Raw genomic sequence first — 18,006 nt, forward strand, 5'->3', positions numbered from 1 at the left:
TTATTCTAAATATTTTTTAATTTTTTTAGTTGTAACATATCCAACATAACCTGCAACAATTGAAGAAAGAACAGTTGTGGCTATAGTGGATTTATTTGATTTGCCATAATTTTGAAATATTTTTGAAATCTTTGAACCACCTAAAATCAAACATGTTAACCCTACAAGAACCTCTGGAGCATCATAAACTAAATGACCGATTGGATCTTTTCTAGGATCAACTTTATCAGTATGAACTAAAAATTTATCATCGTATTCTCTAATGTGTAAATTACCATACCGAAATTGTTTTTTTGCGCCATTTTTTTGTCCAAGTGCAGTTTCTTCTGCTCTTGTTAGCATAAATTCTCGAAGTTCTTTTGGAACTGCAATTTCATCTTTTGGCATAAACGCAAGATCCATTATTTGTTTATAATCTTAGTCATAATAAAAAATTAGTATCTTAGACTTGATTCTAATAATTTATTTTTTAGATTTTGACTCTTTTAATCGTTCAATGCCAAACAGGATAAAACTTGCAATAAATACAATCATCATTGAAATTCCAGTAACATAGGCATAATTGAATCCAATTCCAGGATGCACTGTTTGATGATAATTGTAAATCAAATATGTAACAGCAAGTAAGATTCCTCCAATAATTGTTAGTTTTTGATGAACTTTCAATAAATTTAGTTTCTAATTGTTTCTAATTTATAATATGATTATCATGCAGTAGAAACTTTAGATTTTTTACGCCTAAGAATCACATACATCACAATTGCTACAACTATAATTATTGGAATAATCATTAATTGTGAATTATTTCCAGAGTCAACCTTTGGTGGTTCTTTTAGAAATATTGTTGCATTATGTACTAGAAATATTTCATCTCTGATACTATCTTTGTATCTTACAGTAAGTTGAATGTTATGTTCTCCATATTGTGGTTTGCCATCAAATTCTAAGGGAATGTTAAATGGTACAGGTGAATCAGTTTCAATTTCATCAATGAATTGTGTTTGTTTTTTTATGTTAGAATTGTTTAATGGTTCAAGAGTTATAAAACCGAATAAAGCTTTTTCATTTCCTTCATTAATTATTTCACCCACAACCATTTGAGTGCCAGATAATTCAATTACATCAACACCGTAAACTGTAAGATCAATCATTCCTTTAATGTAGAAATCAACAATTTTCGAGACAGTTTGCAAGTCACCATGAGCATTATAGTATTTTATTGTTAACGGAATTCGTAAAGTATCTTGTTGAAGATTTTCTGGGACGTAAACAGTAGCAGTTAGATATTTAGATGATTTTGGATTAATGTTTCCAACATCCCAATTAGATTCTAAAATCACTACATTTTCGACATTAGTAGTTGATGTAGAAGTTGATGCAAGTTCTGTTTGAGTATTTGATGCTACAATATCAACACTAGAAAGAGGTGCAGTTCCATCATTTGAAATCTCAATTACTATGTTGTTTGTTTTCAAAGAAGTAAGAAATGGATCTAATGCTTTAACATTGATTATACTATCTCCTGTAACTTTAAAGTTAAAATCTGAAAAAGATGATCTAACTCCAGATTCTCGTAATCTTGAGTAATCAACTTTAACAGACCCAGCATATTGTTGGATTTTTGCATTTTTATCAATATTGACATAAAATGTAAGGTAGAAAGTGTTACCTGCCAATGAATTAGACTTTTCATTAGCGATTATTAGAGAACCTGACCCATCTGCTGAGGAAAATCCAAGAGGAAGTGATAGTTGGCCTTTGATTCCAGTAATGTCTTGGGTTCCTACATTTGCAAATACTACTGTAAACGGTACATTACTATCACCAGGATCAACTTCAATTTTTTCATTAATAGTTCCAAAATACGCATCAAGTTGTTTTATATCTCCAAAATCTCTTTCGAATGGAGATTTTCCAAAACCTCCAGATGTAATTTGAGCAAATGAATCGTGTACAATTAACGGAATAAGAAGTAGAAGCATCAATGAAAATAAAATTTTATGATTAATCATACTAAAACCTCCATCCTAGAAGGTTGATTTTCATCAAATGCTTTTCCATCTTTAATTGTAATTACTCTATCAACATCTCCAAAATGTTGTCTATCATGAGTAACAATAATGAATGTTTGATTCAAATTTTTTGCCATTGATTTCATTAAATCAACTATTGTTGCAGATGTGACAGAATCCAAATTACCAGTTGGCTCATCAGCTAAAACAATTGAAGGGTGATTTATGAGCCCTCTAGCAATTGCAACTCTTTGAGCTTGTCCTCCTGAAATTTTATTTGCTCTTTTGTTCATTTGATCTTCTATTCCAACTGCTTTTAGTAATTCTCTAGCATCTTTTTCTGCAGAATGATTGGTTCCTGCAATTTGTCTAGGTAATAATATATTTTCAAGTACAGTAAGATCGGTAAGAAGATTTGAAAATTGGAAAATAAATCCCAATTTTTTATTTCTAAATGTAGAAATTTTATCATCAGTTAGATTTGTTGTGTCTGTTCCATCAATGAAGACTTTACCTGTTGTTGGATGATCTAATAATCCGATCATGTTAAGAAGAGTAGATTTTCCTGAACCAGAACTACCTACAATCAATACAAATTCTCCTTTTTCAATTGAAAATGAAACATTATCTAACGCAATTACCTTGTTTTCATCAGATCCATAAATTTTACTTAAATTACTAACTTCAAGTACTCTAGACAGTTCTCATCGCCTCCACTGGTAACAATTTAGTTGCTCTATACGAGGGATATAACGAAGCAATAATCGCTAAAATAAAAGATAATACTGCAGTTTGAACAATTTTTTCCCAATTATAGCTTACTTCTAATGGGAGGCTATTATTGAAAGACATTTTTGTTTCCTTTGCATAAAATGTATATCCCAATCCTGCTGCAGTTCCAACTCCTGCACCAATTGCTCCAATAATCATTCCTTGAAAAATAAAAATTACCAAAATGTCTTTCCTTGTTGCACCTATTGATCTCATTATGCCTATTTCTCTTGTTTTACCATTAACTAACATCATTTGAATTGTAACAATAGCGAAAGCAGATGACATCATTCCAAAATATCCTATCATGTTAATCATTGCAATACCAGATCTAAATCCTGCTAATTGTTCTTCAGCAGATTCTTCTATTGTCTCTGCTACAAAATCATCATTTGGAAAAGCGGCTAAAAAGAAATTTTTAACATCAGTTGCTTTAGTAGGATCTTTTAGTTTTACCATAATGGAACTTGATTCACCGTGTCTATTCATCATATCACGTAAAGTGTCAATATGAACAACCACACTATAATCAAAACCTTGACCTCCAGGAGATTTTGCAATTCCAGTTACAACAAATCTCCTTATTTGATCTTGTCCATATCTATCAACAATTTTTAATTTTAAACTATCACCAACCTGAGCACCCCCAAGATCCCTTGCAACATTTGAACCTAGTACGATGGAATTTCTTGCATAAACATATTGTCCATCAGTAACAGTTTCACTAACTGTAGAAGTTCTAATATCTCTTAATGGATCAACACCTACAATAGGTATTCTAGTTTTTTCATGAAGTGTGCCAAATTTTGTCATGTTAATTGAAGTTGACGATGATAATCTTGGAGTGGCAGCTTCGACATATGGAATTCTTTCAAACCATTTAACTAAAGATTGATCTGATTTCGTGATAAAATTTTCTTCATCTGTAACGAGAACATTACCATTTCTATAATCAGAGATATCTCTCACTATCGCATCAAATAATCCTTGAAAAATTACAAAATTTACATGAATTACCAAAATTCCAATAGTTACAGCTAATACTGCTCCAATAAGACTCCCCTTTTTGTTAAATAGCATTCTTTTTGCTAGACGTAATTGGTATACCACAATAAGATTAAAAATAGTCTAATATTTAATGTATTTTATTAATAGTGCTAACATTATAGACAATTTTATATTTAATTATTAACTTCTAATCATTATGAGGATGGTTTAGGTGAGGAATTGGACAAATTAGATATTAAAATTTTAAGCAGACTTTTGAATAATTGCAGAGAATCAGATAGACAAATTGGAAAAGAGTTAGGGATTTCAGGTGGTGCAGTAAATGCACGAATTCAAAAAATGGAAAAAATAAAAATTATTGAAAAGTATACAGTAAAAGTTGAGCCACCAGTTTTGGGACTTGGTGTTCTGTATATAGTAGTTTCAGGACAAAATATTAAAGAGATTTTAGAACAGATTAGTTTAGTTGGAGAACCATTTTTAGTAGTACCATGTATCGGTGGAATCACAGTCTGTAGTATTGTAATAAAAGAAAATGCGCAGGAAAAAACATTACTAGCAAAAAAATTAATGAAAGATGTTAGAGTGTTGTCAATTTTTGAAGCAGAAAATCCAGGATTTAATTCTAATTTAACTAAAACAGATTTAGAAATTTTAGAACAGTTAATTAAAGAACCTAGACAAAAAATTGAGAAAATATCAAAAGATACAAAATTATCAACAAAAACAATAACTAGATGTATTGATAAATTACATGAAAATGAGGGAATTCAATTTACACTGGTTTATGATCCAACAAAAGTTGAAAAATATATTCCACATGCCATTCTTACATGGATTGATGGAGATATTAGAGAAACATTAAAAAAAATGAATAGGGAGTTTTCTGATTCTTTTATGCAAATACCATTTATAGCTAAAAATCAAATTGTATTATTCATGTATAGTAAAGACATATTTGAAATGGATGAGTTAACTCAAAGAGTAAGAAACATGGATAGTGTAAAGTCTGCAGATCTATTTATTCCAAAAAAAATATCTTTCCCATTAAATTGGTTAAAGAAAGCTATTGATAATGCTAAAAAATCCCCTACACTTCATCTTTCATATCAAACAAATTAATTAAGAGCAAGATTAAGAATACAACATGAAGAAAAAGATCTATGAAGGAAAAATTTTAGGTCTCAGTGTTTATGATATAACAATTGAAGGCAGAAAAGTAAAACGGGAAATGATAGAACATAGAGGGGCAGCTGCAATGTTAGCGTTTGATGAAAATAATAAGGTGATTCTAGTTAAACAACATAGATATCCTCATGGATATGTGATTGAAATTCCTGCAGGCACGTTAGAAAAAAAGGAAGATCCAATAAAATGCGCATTTAGAGAATTAGAAGAAGAAACTGGCTATAGTGCCAAAAAAATGACCCCTTTGATTTCATATTATCCATCTATTGGTTACAATACTGAAATCATTCACTGCTTTATAGCCTCAGGATTAAAGAAAATTGCAAATCTGAAGCTTGATGAAGATGAAATATTATCTGTGGTAAAAATGGATCTGAAAAAAGTAATTTCAATGATTAAAAACGGAAAAATACAAGATTCAAAAACAATTTGTGCAGTAATGACGTATGCTGCAAAAAATAAATTATTTTAGTTATTTATTGTATATTGGTTTTACAAGATCCACAACGTCTGCCCAGGATTTTGCAATTCGTTCAAACATATATACAAGATCAAGAAGATCAATTGGAATTTGTTTTTTATTTCCTATTGTATTTCTTAATTTAGAAAGGTTTTCTTGATATTTTTTATGTAATGATATAGCTTCTATTGCTAAACGTCTATCAGGTTTTGTAAACGCATTAATTGATTTTTCTCCTAATGAGTTAAAATTTTTAACTACATCAAAAATATTTTTTAAATGTTCATCAGATAATGATGAATTATAAATAAAATTAGCCAATTCTACTATTGTATCACCAGCATTTTCCAAAAGATTTGCAGCTACTCTATAATCTAAAATATCAATATTTTCTAAATTAAATACATTTGCTAATCTTTTATCAACAAGTGTACTTCTGATTAAACGTACTAGAAGAAAATATTGTCTATTAACTTCAACATCACGTTTTGATAAAGTTTGTAAATTTGATTTATCAATAGAAATCAATCCATTTGATACATCATCATACATTCCAAGTGCAATGGAACTCATTCGTTTCAGTATTTTTTCTGGGTTTAGTGTAGTTGCATCTAAAAGAAATTGCATGTTAATGTTGGAAGCATCTTCTTCAATAATCTCCATCCCAACTAATCGCCTCATTGAATTTCTAATTTGTTCTCTATCCTCACCTGGGATTATTGATTTTGATGTGATTTGAATAATATCATAGCCCAAAAGATAAGCTCCAGTGATGTCTGCTACAATATTTTCATCCTTTGGTAAAGGATACGAAATTACAAGTTCTTTGGTAGGTCGCATTTCTTTATTTGCAGAAATTGAAATTGTATCTTGTCCAGTATCTAACTCAACCTGACTACTCTTATCCAGATTATTGGCAACAACCCATTCTTTAGGTAATGAAACTAGAATACTACTACCAATCCTTTGTAGGCGTCGAATGAATTTAGCCAATTTATACTAATATAATTAATTTAATCTATATTCTTATATTTTGTGATAAGTTTAAACTAAGATTAATGGAGGCTACAGCATTTTGTCCTGCTCATATCACAGGTTTTTTCAAAGCATATTTGGAGAACAATAATCAAAAAAAGTCTGAAGAATTAGGCTCTATGGGAGCAGGATTTTCAATTAAAGAAGGAGTTACTACTCATGTCAATATTTTTCCCAAAGATAATCAAAATTCAAACTTCAAAATTACAACTACAGGATATCAATCAGACAAAACAGATGTCTCGGAATATGTATTAAATGAATTTTTAAAGTTAGGAAATTTTGAAAATTTATTTTTTGATATACAGCATGAAATTACAATACCTGTTGGATATGGTTTAGGTTCTAGTAGTGCTGTTGCATTATCATTATCATATGCACTTGATCATGTTCTTAAAACAAAATTAGATCAAACTATCATTGGTAAAATTGCACATAACGCTGAAATAAATTGTAAAACAGGATTGGGTGATGTTTTAGCATCATATCATGGAGGTTTTGAAATAAGAGTTAAACCAGGAGCACCAGGTATAGGTCAAGTTGAAAAAATAAACACTGAAGATATTTCTATAATTATGATCTGTTTTTCTCCAATTTCCACTAACAAGTTCATCAAAGAACGTCTTTTTCAAATTAACGGTCTTGGAGGAAAAATGGTTGACAGATTATTAGAATCAAAGAATTATGAACATTTTCAGGATATGTCTTTAGAGTTTGCAAAGTATGTACAAGTTATGACTTTAAGAATGGAGAAATTAATAAAAGAATTATCTTCAAATGGAATAAAGTGTGGGGTTGCATTATTTGGTGAAACAGTATTTACGATGATACCAATTGATAAAGAAAAACAAGTTTTAAAAATTTTAGAAAAATATTCGGATGGAATAATCATTAAATCAAAATTAGATAATCATGGAGCTAGGCTGCTCAATAATTAACTGATTGTTAATGTCTTTAATTCCTAAATCTCATCCTAGGGCAAAATCTCTTTTTATAAGGGAAAAACTTGTAGATGGATTTGATCATGGGTTAGTAGCTAAAGAAGGTCTTTTAGCACACGGTAGAGGAGAAGCGTTTGATTATTTACTTGGTGAGAAAACAAGAAATGCTGCAAAAAAAGCAATAAAAGCTGCTGCTGCACAAATTCTTTTGGCAAAATTACCAGTTATCTCAGTCAATGGTAATATTGCTGCATTATGTCCAAAAGAAATAGTCAAACTCGCAAAGACTACAAAAGCAAAAATCGAAGTGAATCTATTTTATGCAAACGAAAAACGAAAACGAAACATCATAAAAACTCTCAAAAAAAAGTGGAGCTAATGATATTCTAGGCATAAATCGAGATTCATCAACAAAATTACTAGGTTTAGATTCAGCTAGAAGAATAGTTGACAAAAATGGAATTTTTGCAGCAGATGTAGTAATAGTACCACTCGAGGATGGTGATAGAACAATTGCATTAAGAAAAGCTGGAAAAAAAGTAATTACTTTTGATCTAAACCCACTTTCAAGAACTTCACAAACAGCAAACATAACAATTGTAGACAATGTTACACGAGCAATAGATTTGTTGATAATGAATTGTGAGGTATTATCAAAAAAAATAAAGTAGAACTAAAAAAAATTGTTAAGGACTTTAATAACAAAAAAAATCTTTCAGATAACATTATTGAAATAAGAGACAATCTAACAAGGAGGCTACATATTGCATAAATCAGTTTACGATATAATTAAAAAGAAAAAAGATGGGCAAAAAATATCAGCAATTACAAGCTATGACTATACACTTGGATCATTGTGTGATAAAGCTGGAATAGACATACTACTTGTAGGAGACAGCGCTGGAATGGTAATGCTTGGATATGAAAATACTATACCTGTTACAATGGAACAAATGTGTATGTTTACAGAGGCAGTTAGTAGAGCAAGAAACAATGCATTATTAGTTGCAGATTTACCATTTATGTCCTATCAAGCAAGTATTGAGGATGCAATTAAAAATTCTGGAATGTTAATCAAGTCAGGAGCTGATGCAGTAAAACTTGAAGGAGGTAATTCCATGGTAAAGACAATTAGTGCAATAGTAGATATTGGAATTCCAGTAATGGGACATATTGGATTACAACCACAAACAACAATGTTATCACAAGGTTACAAAGTACAAGGAAAAACAAAAGATTCTGCAATTAAATTAATTCAAGATGCAAAAGAAATTGAAGAAGCAGGTGCATTTAGTATCGTATTAGAGATGGTAAGTCATGAAGTTGCACAAATGATTTCTGAAACCGTTAGTATACCTACAATTGGAATTGGTTCAGGTGTTGGTTGTGATGGTCAAATATTAGTAGTTCAAGATTTGTTAGGCATGTTTGAGAAAATTAAACCAAAATTTGCTAAAAGATATTTGAATTTGAATGATGATATTCTAAAAGCACTTGAAAACTACAAAAAGGATGTTGAATCAGGCGTATTTCCTGCACAAGAAAACTGGTTTTCGATGGATAATGATGAATTGACAAAATTACGAAATTGAATGACACTAAAAAACAAAAGTATTGAGGAAAAGAATCATCCCACATTAGATATTGTGGGTTCTTATGGTGTAGAATTAACTGAGAAAAAAATTGTACTTTGTATTGCAGGGAGTGTTGCAGCATACAAAGCAATTGAATTAGCTAGATTACTAATGAGACATGGTGCAGATGTAACTTGTGTGACAAGTAATGCAGTTACAAAATTAGTCCAACCAGATTATTTCAAATGGGCAACTGGGAATAAAGTAATAACAAAATTAACTGGAGATTTAGAGCACATCAGATTAGCAGATTATAATAAATCAGACTTGATCATAGTTTATCCTGCTACTGCAAATACACTTGGGAAATTAGCCAACGGTATTGACGATACACCAATATCAACAATTCTTACAGTTGGATTTGGTTCAAAAATTCCAATTTTAATGTGTCCTGCTATGCACGCATCTATGTACGATAATGCTGCTGTTAAAAAGAATATTAATTTTTTAAAAATAAAATTGAATTTTTAACGCCTCAAATGATTGAAGGTAAAGCAAAAGCATCAGAACCAGAAGATGTTTTAGATTATGTACTGAAAAGATTTGGATTTTCATCTATTTTAAAAAATAAAAAAGTGTTAATTACTGCAGGACCAACAATTGAATATATTGATCCAATTCGTGTAATTACAAATCAGAGCTCAGGAAAAACAGGAGTGTTATTAGCATCAGAATTGATTTCTTCGGGTGCTAAAGTTACTTTAGTTTATGGTCCAGGAATTGAAAAACCACCAAAGGGTGCAAAAATTATCAAAATTTCTACAAGTGAAGAAATGTTTAATGTTGTTAAAAAAGAAATGAATAAAAAATTTGACATAGTAATAATGGCGGCAGCAATATCAGATTACACACCAGAAAAACCTAGCAAAAATAAAATAAAAAGTTCTAGGAATAAAATCAAAATTAGCCTCAAAAAAGTACCTAAAACTATTGATCAGATTAAAAAATATCAAAAAGATGTTTTTTTAGTTGGCTTTAAAGCAGAAGCAAATATTTCAAAAAATAATTTAATCAAATTAGCTAAGAAAAAAATTATAGAATCTAATGCGGATATGATCATTGCAAATGATATAGGTTCTATAAAATATAAAAAAAATCCAGATAATAATGAGATATTAATTATTGATTCAAATAGTGTAATTTCTTCAGGATGGGTAAAAAAAGAAAAAATTGCTAAAATAATTAGAAAAGAGATCGAAAAAAATTAAAGAGTTCAAATTGAAGAAATCTGAAATTAGAAAACTTGTTGTAGAATATACAGAAATTAAAAGAAAAAATTCAAAATAAAAATCATATAGAAAAACTAAAAAAATTGAACAACGATATTTTCATGAAACAGGTAGAACAATTCAATCTGATTTGAAAAAGATTACATAAAATATATCATAAAATTACGTAGAGTTGACAAAATTGAATCATTTTGAGTATAAACAAAGAAATATGAAAATTTGGAATGAGATAGCACCAAGATATCATAAGAGATGGGCAAGTGCTAATCAAGGTCCATTTCAGAGTACCTCAAAATTAGTTGAGCTAGTTAATGTTAACAATGGAGATAGTGTTTTAGATCTTGCATGTGGTACTGGAGTTGTTACAAAAAAAATTAGAGATAAAGTTGGGGCTAAAGGATACGTAGTAGGTGCAGACGCATCAATCACTGCAATTAAAATTGCTAAAAAATGGAATGGAGTAAAATCAAATTTAAATTTTATAAATATAGATGCTGAAAAATTTAATTTTTATCATGAATTTGATATTATAACATGTCAGTATGCTTTGTTTTTTTTCCTAATGCACAAAAAGCATTAAAAAATATGCGAAATAGTCTCAAGAAAACAGGAACACTTGGAGTTTCAGTGCACGGACATAAAGACAAAGTACCATTTTTTAGTAATATCTCTGATGCTGTCACAGAATTTATTCCAGATTATGTACCTCCTGGCTCTCCTGACATGGATAGATTTGGAACAAAACTTGCATTACACAATGAAATTAGAAAAGCAGGATTCTCAAAAATATCAATAAAAGATTTTACTTTTAATTATAGTCCAGGAAAATTTGAAGATTATTGGAAAAATTATATAAAATACATAGCCAAACCACTCAAAGAAAAATTAAATTCACTTGATATTTCTAAAAGAAAAGAATTGAAACATGCAATAAAACAAAACACCATTCCCTATACTAAAAAAAATGGGGATATTGTATTTCCTTGGCAAGTTTTAATTTTAACTGCAAAATACTAAGAGATGGTAAGATACAAAATTGAAAAAAGACAATAAAAAAGAAGAGAAGCAACCAAAAAAGTCAGATTTTAAAGTATTTCTAAAAAAGAGAGCACCGATTTATTTAGGAATAATTGCTTTGCTTGTAGTTTTTGTTATTCCAGAATTAACAAAAGGGGATTTGCATAGTAGTTTTCCAAATAATTTAACAGATGATCAAAAACAAATTGTTGAAACTATAATGTCGTATAATGGTCCAAATAAAAAAGGATTGACAGTAATAGACGCCATATCAGAGCAAATAGCTACAGATTATCCTAATGAAAAAATTTACAAAGATAAGAAGACAAAAGTGAATCTTGATGTTTCTAGCATAGAAAATATGTATGAAGTAATTTTAACTTTTGAATCATATAAAGGAGTAAAGGAATATGCTTGGGATTTTAATCCTGTTACACAAGAAATTAAACCTAAAAATCCAAATGCAAAACACATTATTGATCTTGTAAACTATTATGATTAAATCAAATAGTAATTAGATCTTTTGTAAACTTGTGTAAAATTATTGGTTTGTTTTTTACAATAAGTGAATCTTCAATCCTTACTCCAAATTTATTTGGAATGTAAATTCCAGGTTCTACAGTAATAGCCATATTTTCTTTTAGTTTTGTATCGCTTCTATATGACACAGTTGGTAGTTCATGAACTTCTAATCCAATACCGTGACCTGTTGAATGAATAAAATATTTTCCAAAATTATTCTCTTCAATGTATTTTCTACATGCAGTATCAACATCTTTACAATCTACATTTGGTTTAACAGATTCTAATCCTAGTTTTTGTGAATCTTTTACAATTTGATAAACCTGTTTTTGTTCAACAGATATTTGCCCAATTGCAAATGTTCTAGTTGCATCTGATACATATCCTTTGTATCTTAATGTAAGATCAACAACTACAAGATCACCTTTTTTGAATTTTCTATTAGTAACTTGTGCATGTGGTAATGATCCATTTGGTCCTCCAGCTATGATTAATGGATTAAGAGTTGACTTGTATCCGGTATCAAACATACCTTGTCCTATTGCAAATGACATCAATATTGTTTGTAATTCAGATTCTTTTTGGCCTATATTCATTTTTTTAACACATATTTCAAACATCTCATCAATAATTTTAGAAGCTTTTTTTTAAAACAGTGATTTCTTTTTCATCTTTTACTATACGAGAATTGTAAAATGGTTCTGTAGATGATTTAATTGAAGGAATAGATTTTTTGAGTGATGTCATTATAGAATAATTTTGGCAGTCAGTACATACTTTCTTATTTTTGATTTTTGAAGTCAATGAGGAAATCAAACCAATTCCTCGTTCTGCTGTAACTACATCACAATTTTCGGATTCTTCTTTGACACGGCCCACTTCTAGTTCTGGAGCAATTATAGTAGTATTACCTCCCTTTTCTAATATTCCAATAGCTTCACCCCAGAATCCAGTCATGTAAAATAAATTTTCAGGCTCAAATGTAACTAATGTATCACAATTGAACTCTTGAGCAAATTTTAGAAGATTTTTTCTTCGTTCTTTCACAAAAAAATATCATAACGTTTCTCAATTTATGTATGATGCAAAGTTTGTATATTGGATTTTAATTTTTATGATCGTGACTGAAGAAAAAAAGAAAGTAGTTGCTCTATTATCTGGTGGATTAGATAGTCAACTTGCAGTAAGAATGATGCAAGAGCAAGGATTTGAGGTGTCAGCCGTTGCAATTAAAACTCCTTTTTGTGATTTTGATTGTGGTAGAGGTTGTGGTTTTGAGATCAGAGAGAAGGCAGATGATCTTAATGTTAATTTAAAAACAGTTTATCTTGGTGATGAATACATTGAGATGTTAAAACATCCAAAGCACGGCATTGGTGCTGGATTTAATCCATGTGTTGATTGTAGAACTATGATGTTTAATGCTGCAAAAAAACACATGGAGGAGATTGGAGCTGAGTTTATAATTTCAGGAGAAGTGTTAGGACAAAGACCAATGAGTCAACATGCCCCTTCATTAAGAACTATAGAAAAAGATTCAGGGCTTGTTGGAAAAATAGTTAGACCATTATCTGCAGCATTACTTCCAGAAACAGATCCTGAAAAAAATGGATTGATCAAAAGAGAGAATCTTGGAATGATCAGAGGTAGAACTAGAAGAGCTCAATTAGAGATGGCAAAAAAATATGGAATTGAAAATCCACCTAATGCGGGTGGTGGATGTTTGTTGACTGATCCAACATTTGGATTACGTGCAAAAGATTTGTTTTCACATACTGAAACACCTACGATAAATGATATTGATTTATTGAAAATTGGAAGACATTTTAGATTAGATGAACAAACTAAATTTGTTGTTGGAAGAAATAAAGATGAAAATGAAATGATAAAAGCAATTGCATTACCTGGTGATGTTTTATTTCAAGCTCGTGATCATATGGGACCTGTTTCAATTCTTCGTGGAAAAGATACTGAAGAGTATGAAAAACTTGTGTCAGCTGTAACCTTAAGATATTCAGATGCACCAAAAGGAGAACAAGCATCAGTCATCATCAACAAGAATAATGTAAAAGAAGAAATCATCACACAGTCTGTTGAAGAAGAATCTTACATTAAATTTAGAATTTAGGCACAAAAAAATTTAAAATTAGTTAAAACTAAGGAAGAGTTTTTGAAGGAGTAGATCGCATTTTACTCAAGGATGCAAAAACAAGAAAATCCCACGTATTTGAAAGCGATAACTATACGAGACATCAGTGATGTTCATTCTATAAAAGAAGACATCAAAAAAGAGATGATTTTAATTCTTAGAGTAACTCCTTTGGCTCAAAAAGATGTGGAGCAACTTAGAAAAGTTGTTGAAGAATTGTATTCTATCGCAAAAGCTGAAGGTGCAGATATTGCAAGATTAGGTGAGGAAAGAATTATTGTTGCCCCACCAAGTATCAAAATCTGGAAACCAGAATACGATTTAAAATAATTTTATTGCTTCTTGAACTTGAGGATAGTGAGCAGGAACTCTAAACATTCTTCTAATATTCATTGCCAAGTTTTCTGATTTTCTTCGTTCACCGTGATTTACGAGCACTCTTCGAAGTTTTGGTCTAAGCCTTTGTACAAAAGACATTAGTTGATTATAATCACTATGACCACTAAATCCATCTAATTTTTCAACACTGCAGTTTATTGTTACAACCTCCACTTTTCCTTCTTTACCAAGCATAGTAACCTGTTTTGAACCATCTAAAACTCTCCTTCCCATAGTTCCATTAACCTGATATGAAACAAATAGTACTTTGTTCTTTTTATCAGGTGCGATGTTTTTGAAGTATTCTAAAACTGGACCACCTTCTAACATTCCAGATGTTGCCAAAATTATACAAGGTGAGTTATCTCGCATTGGTTCTTCTCGAGCATCAGCATGTTCAATATTTGTAAAGTATTCAGAATCAAATGGATTATCATCTGTTTCCAATATTTTTTGTTTTAATTCCCTAGCAAGATATTCAGGGTATGCTTCATGGATCGCAGAAGCTTCAGAAATCATGCCTTCTGTAAAAACGGGGGCTTCAACCATTTCACCGGATTTCATATAATGATCAATTACCATCATAATTTCTTGGGCACGACCAACTGCAGGAATTGGGATTAGAACTTTACCTCCATCTGCAAGAGTATTGTTTACTGCATTAATGAAAGCAGATTCTACTTCTTGTCGAGTTGGTTGAATGTCTTCTTTTGCTCCGTATGTACTTTCAATTAACAAAGTTTCCACTCTAGGAAAATTCCAGCTTGCTGCTTCAAACAAAATACTTTTTCCAAATTTAATATCACCAGAATAAACAAAATTATGATCGCCGTTTCCAATATGGAAATGACATAATGCAGAGCCCAAAATATGTCCGGCATTTGCAAAAACCAGTTTAATATCAGGTGAGATATCGGTGACGGTACTATATGGCAGAGTAATTGCTTGCTTCATGATTTGTTTTACATCTCGTTCTGCGTACATTGGTGTTCTACCTTGTGCAGAGGCAACTTTGATTGCATCTAATTGAATTAAATTCATCATAGGAAGTGTTGGTTCAGTACAATAGATTGGTCCTTTATAGCCAAATTTACATAATGCAGGCAAAAAACCAGTATGATCCAGATGGGCATGCCCAATTACTACTGCATCAAGCTCATCTAATGTAATATCAAGAAAATCCAATCTAGGAAATGAGTCCATAGGGTGTTTTGCTCCAGGATTAATTCCACAATCTACCAAGATTTTGCTTTCAGGGGTAGATAACAACATGCAGGATCTTCCTACTTGACTAAATCCACCAAGAGTAATGAGAGATACTTCAGATTTTTGGGCTAATCTAGGTCTAAATATTTCATCACCAATTTGCTTGAACTGCTTACTTCGTTCAGCAGACGTTAGTTTGAGATTTGCATTGATTGTTTGAATAGTACGTGATGGTATAGTGGTAGCCTTTCTAATTCGTAATTTCCAACCTATTTTTTCAGTTATTTCAGCATGATTGAATTCTTTTGCATCTCTTTGTAATAACCAAGGTCGCTTAGCTTCAATTGAGACTTCACCAGTGGCAGTATCAAAAAATGCACCTTGGAAATTTGCTTCTTTTGGAATACATTCTGCAAGAATTTTTCTAGCATCTTCTTCTGATTTTCTAATTGATTCATCAGTCCTTACAACAATTCTTTTTTTGATAATATTGACTAAATTTGAAATTGTTTCATTGTTTTCCATGAGATAACGTGGTGAATTTGTATACAAAGCAATTCTTGGTCCTTCATATTCTATTTTTGTTACCTTAGCTTCTTTGGGTATACTTTGCAGTATGGTGGCCATCATATTTTGGCTAGGAGGTAATTCTTTTTGTTGCTGTTTTCTTTGCATTAAATCACTAAAGTTCGATGACTGATTTTTTTTGTTCATCAGTCAATAGACGGAATCCATCTTTATCCATAACTGCGATGTTTATTCCGTCGCCAGTACCAATGTTTCTAACTATTGCGGCTTTGACTGCTCTTAGAGCTATTTTTTTTGCTTCTTCAACTGTTAGATCAGGTCTATACTCTTCTTCTAACAAGCCATATGCAACAGGAGAACCGCTACCTGTTGTCACATAAGATTTTTTTTCAACTGAACCAAACATGTCGATGTTAAATAATGCAGGTCCATTAGCATCATAACCACCAACAAGAATATCTGCCATAAACGGATAACCACGATTTTGATGAAATATTAAAGAACAAAGTCGTGCTAATGAATGAATTGAGATCGGCCCTTGTTTTTCTACTCTATGAAGATTTGAATGATAACGAAGAATATCTACAATATTTTGTGCATCAGCCACTCCACCAGCCAAAGTCAAGCCTGCATGTTCATCAATTTTTTGAATTTTCATGGTGTTATTATTAGCAATAAAATATCCAGCACTAGCTCTCATGTCAGCACATAATACAACACCGTCTTTAGCCTTGATACCTACAGTGGTAGTCCCATGCAGAATTTTTTCTTCAACGTTATTTGACAAAATACACCTATTAAGATAATTTCAAATGCTTTGACCCTTTTAAATAACTTTTTGTTCTATTGAAATGATAAATAATGACAAAAAAGTCATGATCATATGCAATCGCATACAATGGAGTTACCTAGGCTCATTGAGATTGGAGAGAGAAACATAGGGGATTTTGGCAAGTTTGTAAATTCACTCAATAAATCAAAAAGTGTTTCGTTAATCAGTGGAGTTAATGTAACTAAGATAGTTAAGAAAAAAATTGAAAATTCACTAAAATCTAATAGAATAAAATTTGTTTGGCATATGTCTGGAGACAATACAATTTCAGCTATTAATCAGATTCAAAAGAATGTAAAAAAAGATGGAAGTCATCTAATTGTAGGTATTGGTGGTGGGAGATCTGTAGATACTGCAAAAATGATTGCATATAATCTTGGCAAACCATTTGTGAGTGTACCTACTGCTGCATCACATGATGGAATGGCAAGTCCATTTGTTTCTGTGGTTAGTGATAAACCACATTCAATTGTTGCATCAGCGCCATTAGGTGTATTTGTTGATATTGACATTATACGAAAAGCACCTGCTAAGCTTTTAGCAAGTGGTTGTGGAGATTTGATTGCCAATATCATTGCAGTAAAAGATTGGCAGTTAGGACATGAAAAAACGGGTGAATATTACGGTAGATATTCAGCAGATTTGGCTTTAATGAGTGCAAAAATAGTTATGGAGAATTCCAGTCAATATGCCAAGAACGGACTAGATGTCAGAATAATTGTTGAAGCGTTGATTAGTGCAGGAGTTGCATCTTGTATAGCAGGCAGTAGTAGACCTTGTTCTGGAGCAGAGCATCTTTTTTCGCATGCATTAGATAAGATTGCGCCTGGAAGAGGACTACATGGAGAAAAATGTGGGATTGGATCTATTATGATGGCAAAGCTACAAGGTCAAGACTGGAAAAAAATTGCTAAAACTTTGAAAGATGTTGGAGCACCTACAACAGCTAAACAAGTCAATTTGAAATCAGATGAAATTGTTAATGCCCTAATGATTGCACAGGAATTAAGACCTGAAAGGTATACCATTCTAAAAGAAATTGATATGACAGAGAAAAAGGCTTTGAATCTTGCAAAGATTACAAATGTGATTTGAT

24 protein-coding genes are annotated in these 18,006 nt (G+C 31.1%); 14 read left to right on the forward strand and 10 right to left on the reverse strand.

The window, feature by feature from the left end:
* The 5 genes from BG20_RS00500 to BG20_RS00520 are packed head-to-tail and all read right to left on the reverse strand — an operon-like array spanning position 1 to position 3,863.
* Positions 1–402, reverse strand: coding sequence for a hypothetical protein (locus BG20_RS00500; RefSeq protein ID WP_010189567.1), 402 nt, complete (start codon positions 400–402; stop codon positions 1–3).
* 60 nt (positions 403–462) lie between these two features.
* Positions 463–666 (reverse strand): hypothetical protein, encoded by a 204-nt coding sequence (locus tag BG20_RS00505; protein WP_010189569.1) that lies wholly within the window; start codon positions 664–666, stop codon positions 463–465.
* A gap of 41 nt (positions 667–707) precedes the next feature.
* Entirely contained in the window at positions 708–2,012 is a 1,305-nt protein-coding gene (locus BG20_RS00510; protein ID WP_010189571.1) for a COG1361 S-layer family protein, read from the reverse strand.
* Complete coding sequence (locus BG20_RS00515; RefSeq protein ID WP_081477511.1) at positions 2,009–2,677, reverse strand: ABC transporter ATP-binding protein; 669 nt, start codon at positions 2,675–2,677, stop codon at positions 2,009–2,011. The genes BG20_RS00510 and BG20_RS00515 overlap by 4 nt, the downstream gene beginning before the upstream one ends.
* A 28-nt stretch (positions 2,678–2,705) precedes the next feature.
* Positions 2,706–3,863 (reverse strand): ABC transporter permease, encoded by a 1,158-nt coding sequence (locus BG20_RS00520; protein ID WP_048096932.1) that lies wholly within the window; start codon positions 3,861–3,863, stop codon positions 2,706–2,708.
* 147 nt (positions 3,864–4,010) lie between these two features.
* Here BG20_RS00520 and BG20_RS00525 point away from each other — a divergent pair, with 147 nt between their 5' ends.
* Together BG20_RS00525 and BG20_RS00530 are read left to right on the forward strand one after the other, a co-directional pair.
* The gene (locus BG20_RS00525; protein WP_010189580.1) at positions 4,011–4,913 is read left to right on the forward strand and encodes an AsnC family transcriptional regulator; all 903 of its coding nucleotides are present in this window, start codon (positions 4,011–4,013) and stop codon (positions 4,911–4,913) included.
* Positions 4,914–4,938: 25 nt separating this feature from the next.
* A complete protein-coding gene (locus BG20_RS00530; protein WP_010189581.1) occupies positions 4,939–5,451 on the forward strand; it encodes an NUDIX hydrolase in 513 nt (170 codons plus the stop codon).
* Here the strand turns inward: BG20_RS00530 and BG20_RS00535 are convergent, their stop codons facing one another.
* Positions 5,452–6,432, reverse strand: coding sequence for a PhoU domain-containing protein (locus tag BG20_RS00535; protein ID WP_010189582.1), 981 nt, complete (start codon positions 6,430–6,432; stop codon positions 5,452–5,454).
* Between the two features lie 65 nt (positions 6,433–6,497).
* On the opposite strand from BG20_RS00535, the gene BG20_RS00540 reads away from it, so the two are divergent.
* The 9 genes from BG20_RS00540 (at position 6,498) to BG20_RS00565 (ending at position 11,797) form a co-directional block, all read left to right on the forward strand.
* Positions 6,498–7,412, forward strand: coding sequence for a pantoate kinase (locus BG20_RS00540; RefSeq protein ID WP_010189583.1), 915 nt, complete (start codon positions 6,498–6,500; stop codon positions 7,410–7,412).
* Between the two features lie 10 nt (positions 7,413–7,422).
* Entirely contained in the window at positions 7,423–7,794 is a 372-nt protein-coding gene (locus BG20_RS13570; protein WP_010189584.1) for a phosphopantothenate/pantothenate synthetase family protein, read from the forward strand.
* Positions 7,795–7,807: 13 nt separating this feature from the next.
* Entirely contained in the window at positions 7,808–8,086 is a 279-nt protein-coding gene (locus BG20_RS13575) for a phosphopantothenate/pantothenate synthetase family protein (RefSeq protein WP_250635812.1), read from the forward strand.
* Positions 8,087–8,179: 93 nt separating this feature from the next.
* Positions 8,180–9,007, forward strand: a complete 828-nt coding sequence (gene panB, locus BG20_RS00550; RefSeq protein WP_010189585.1) for a 3-methyl-2-oxobutanoate hydroxymethyltransferase — start codon at positions 8,180–8,182, stop codon at positions 9,005–9,007.
* Complete coding sequence (locus tag BG20_RS13930) at positions 9,008–9,520, forward strand: flavoprotein (RefSeq protein ID WP_420805915.1); 513 nt, start codon at positions 9,008–9,010, stop codon at positions 9,518–9,520.
* 8 nt (positions 9,521–9,528) lie between these two features.
* Positions 9,529–10,257, forward strand: coding sequence for a phosphopantothenoylcysteine decarboxylase domain-containing protein (locus BG20_RS13935; RefSeq protein ID WP_420805916.1), 729 nt, complete (start codon positions 9,529–9,531; stop codon positions 10,255–10,257).
* Positions 10,258–10,489: 232 nt separating this feature from the next.
* The gene (locus BG20_RS12895; protein ID WP_238527417.1) at positions 10,490–10,858 is read left to right on the forward strand and encodes a class I SAM-dependent methyltransferase; all 369 of its coding nucleotides are present in this window, start codon (positions 10,490–10,492) and stop codon (positions 10,856–10,858) included.
* The gene (locus BG20_RS12900) at positions 10,813–11,295 is read left to right on the forward strand and encodes a hypothetical protein (protein WP_238527418.1); all 483 of its coding nucleotides are present in this window, start codon (positions 10,813–10,815) and stop codon (positions 11,293–11,295) included. Before BG20_RS12895 ends, BG20_RS12900 begins: the two co-directional genes overlap by 46 nt.
* Positions 11,296–11,314: 19 nt before the next feature.
* The gene (locus BG20_RS00565; protein WP_010189587.1) at positions 11,315–11,797 is read left to right on the forward strand and encodes a hypothetical protein; all 483 of its coding nucleotides are present in this window, start codon (positions 11,315–11,317) and stop codon (positions 11,795–11,797) included.
* 1 nt (position 11,798) lies between these two features.
* Here BG20_RS00565 and BG20_RS12905 read toward each other — a convergent pair whose 3' ends face one another.
* The gene (locus tag BG20_RS12905) at positions 11,799–12,413 is read right to left on the reverse strand and encodes a M24 family metallopeptidase (RefSeq protein ID WP_238527419.1); all 615 of its coding nucleotides are present in this window, start codon (positions 12,411–12,413) and stop codon (positions 11,799–11,801) included.
* Positions 12,414–12,450: 37 nt separating this feature from the next.
* On the reverse strand, positions 12,451–12,864 hold the full coding sequence (locus BG20_RS12910) for an aminopeptidase P family N-terminal domain-containing protein (protein ID WP_238527420.1): 414 nt from the start codon (positions 12,862–12,864) through the stop codon (positions 12,451–12,453).
* Positions 12,865–12,931: 67 nt separating this feature from the next.
* Between BG20_RS12910 and BG20_RS00575 the strand changes: the two genes are divergently transcribed.
* On the forward strand, positions 12,932–13,945 hold the full coding sequence (locus tag BG20_RS00575) for a DUF814 domain-containing protein (protein WP_048096940.1): 1,014 nt from the start codon (positions 12,932–12,934) through the stop codon (positions 13,943–13,945).
* 72 nt (positions 13,946–14,017) lie between these two features.
* Positions 14,018–14,296, forward strand: a complete 279-nt coding sequence (gene sepF / locus BG20_RS00580) for a cell division protein SepF (protein ID WP_007402563.1) — start codon at positions 14,018–14,020, stop codon at positions 14,294–14,296.
* Here sepF and BG20_RS00585 read toward each other — a convergent pair.
* Positions 14,288–16,225, reverse strand: a complete 1,938-nt coding sequence (locus BG20_RS00585) for a beta-CASP ribonuclease aCPSF1 (RefSeq protein ID WP_007402564.1) — start codon at positions 16,223–16,225, stop codon at positions 14,288–14,290. The genes sepF and BG20_RS00585 overlap by 9 nt on opposite strands.
* Before the next feature lie 7 nt (positions 16,226–16,232).
* Positions 16,233–16,865, reverse strand: a complete 633-nt coding sequence (psmB, locus tag BG20_RS00590; protein ID WP_010189593.1) for an archaeal proteasome endopeptidase complex subunit beta — start codon at positions 16,863–16,865, stop codon at positions 16,233–16,235.
* A 96-nt stretch (positions 16,866–16,961) separates the two neighbouring features.
* Between psmB and BG20_RS00595 the strand changes: the two genes are divergently transcribed.
* Positions 16,962–18,005: a sn-glycerol-1-phosphate dehydrogenase gene (locus tag BG20_RS00595; protein ID WP_193352993.1), complete on the forward strand. Its 1,044-nt coding sequence runs from the start codon at positions 16,962–16,964 to the stop codon at positions 18,003–18,005.
* Position 18,006 lies beyond the last annotated feature (1 nt).

This window comes from Candidatus Nitrosarchaeum limnium BG20, from assembly GCF_000241145.1.
Lineage (GTDB): Archaea > Thermoproteota > Nitrososphaeria > Nitrososphaerales > Nitrosopumilaceae > Nitrosarchaeum > Nitrosarchaeum limnae.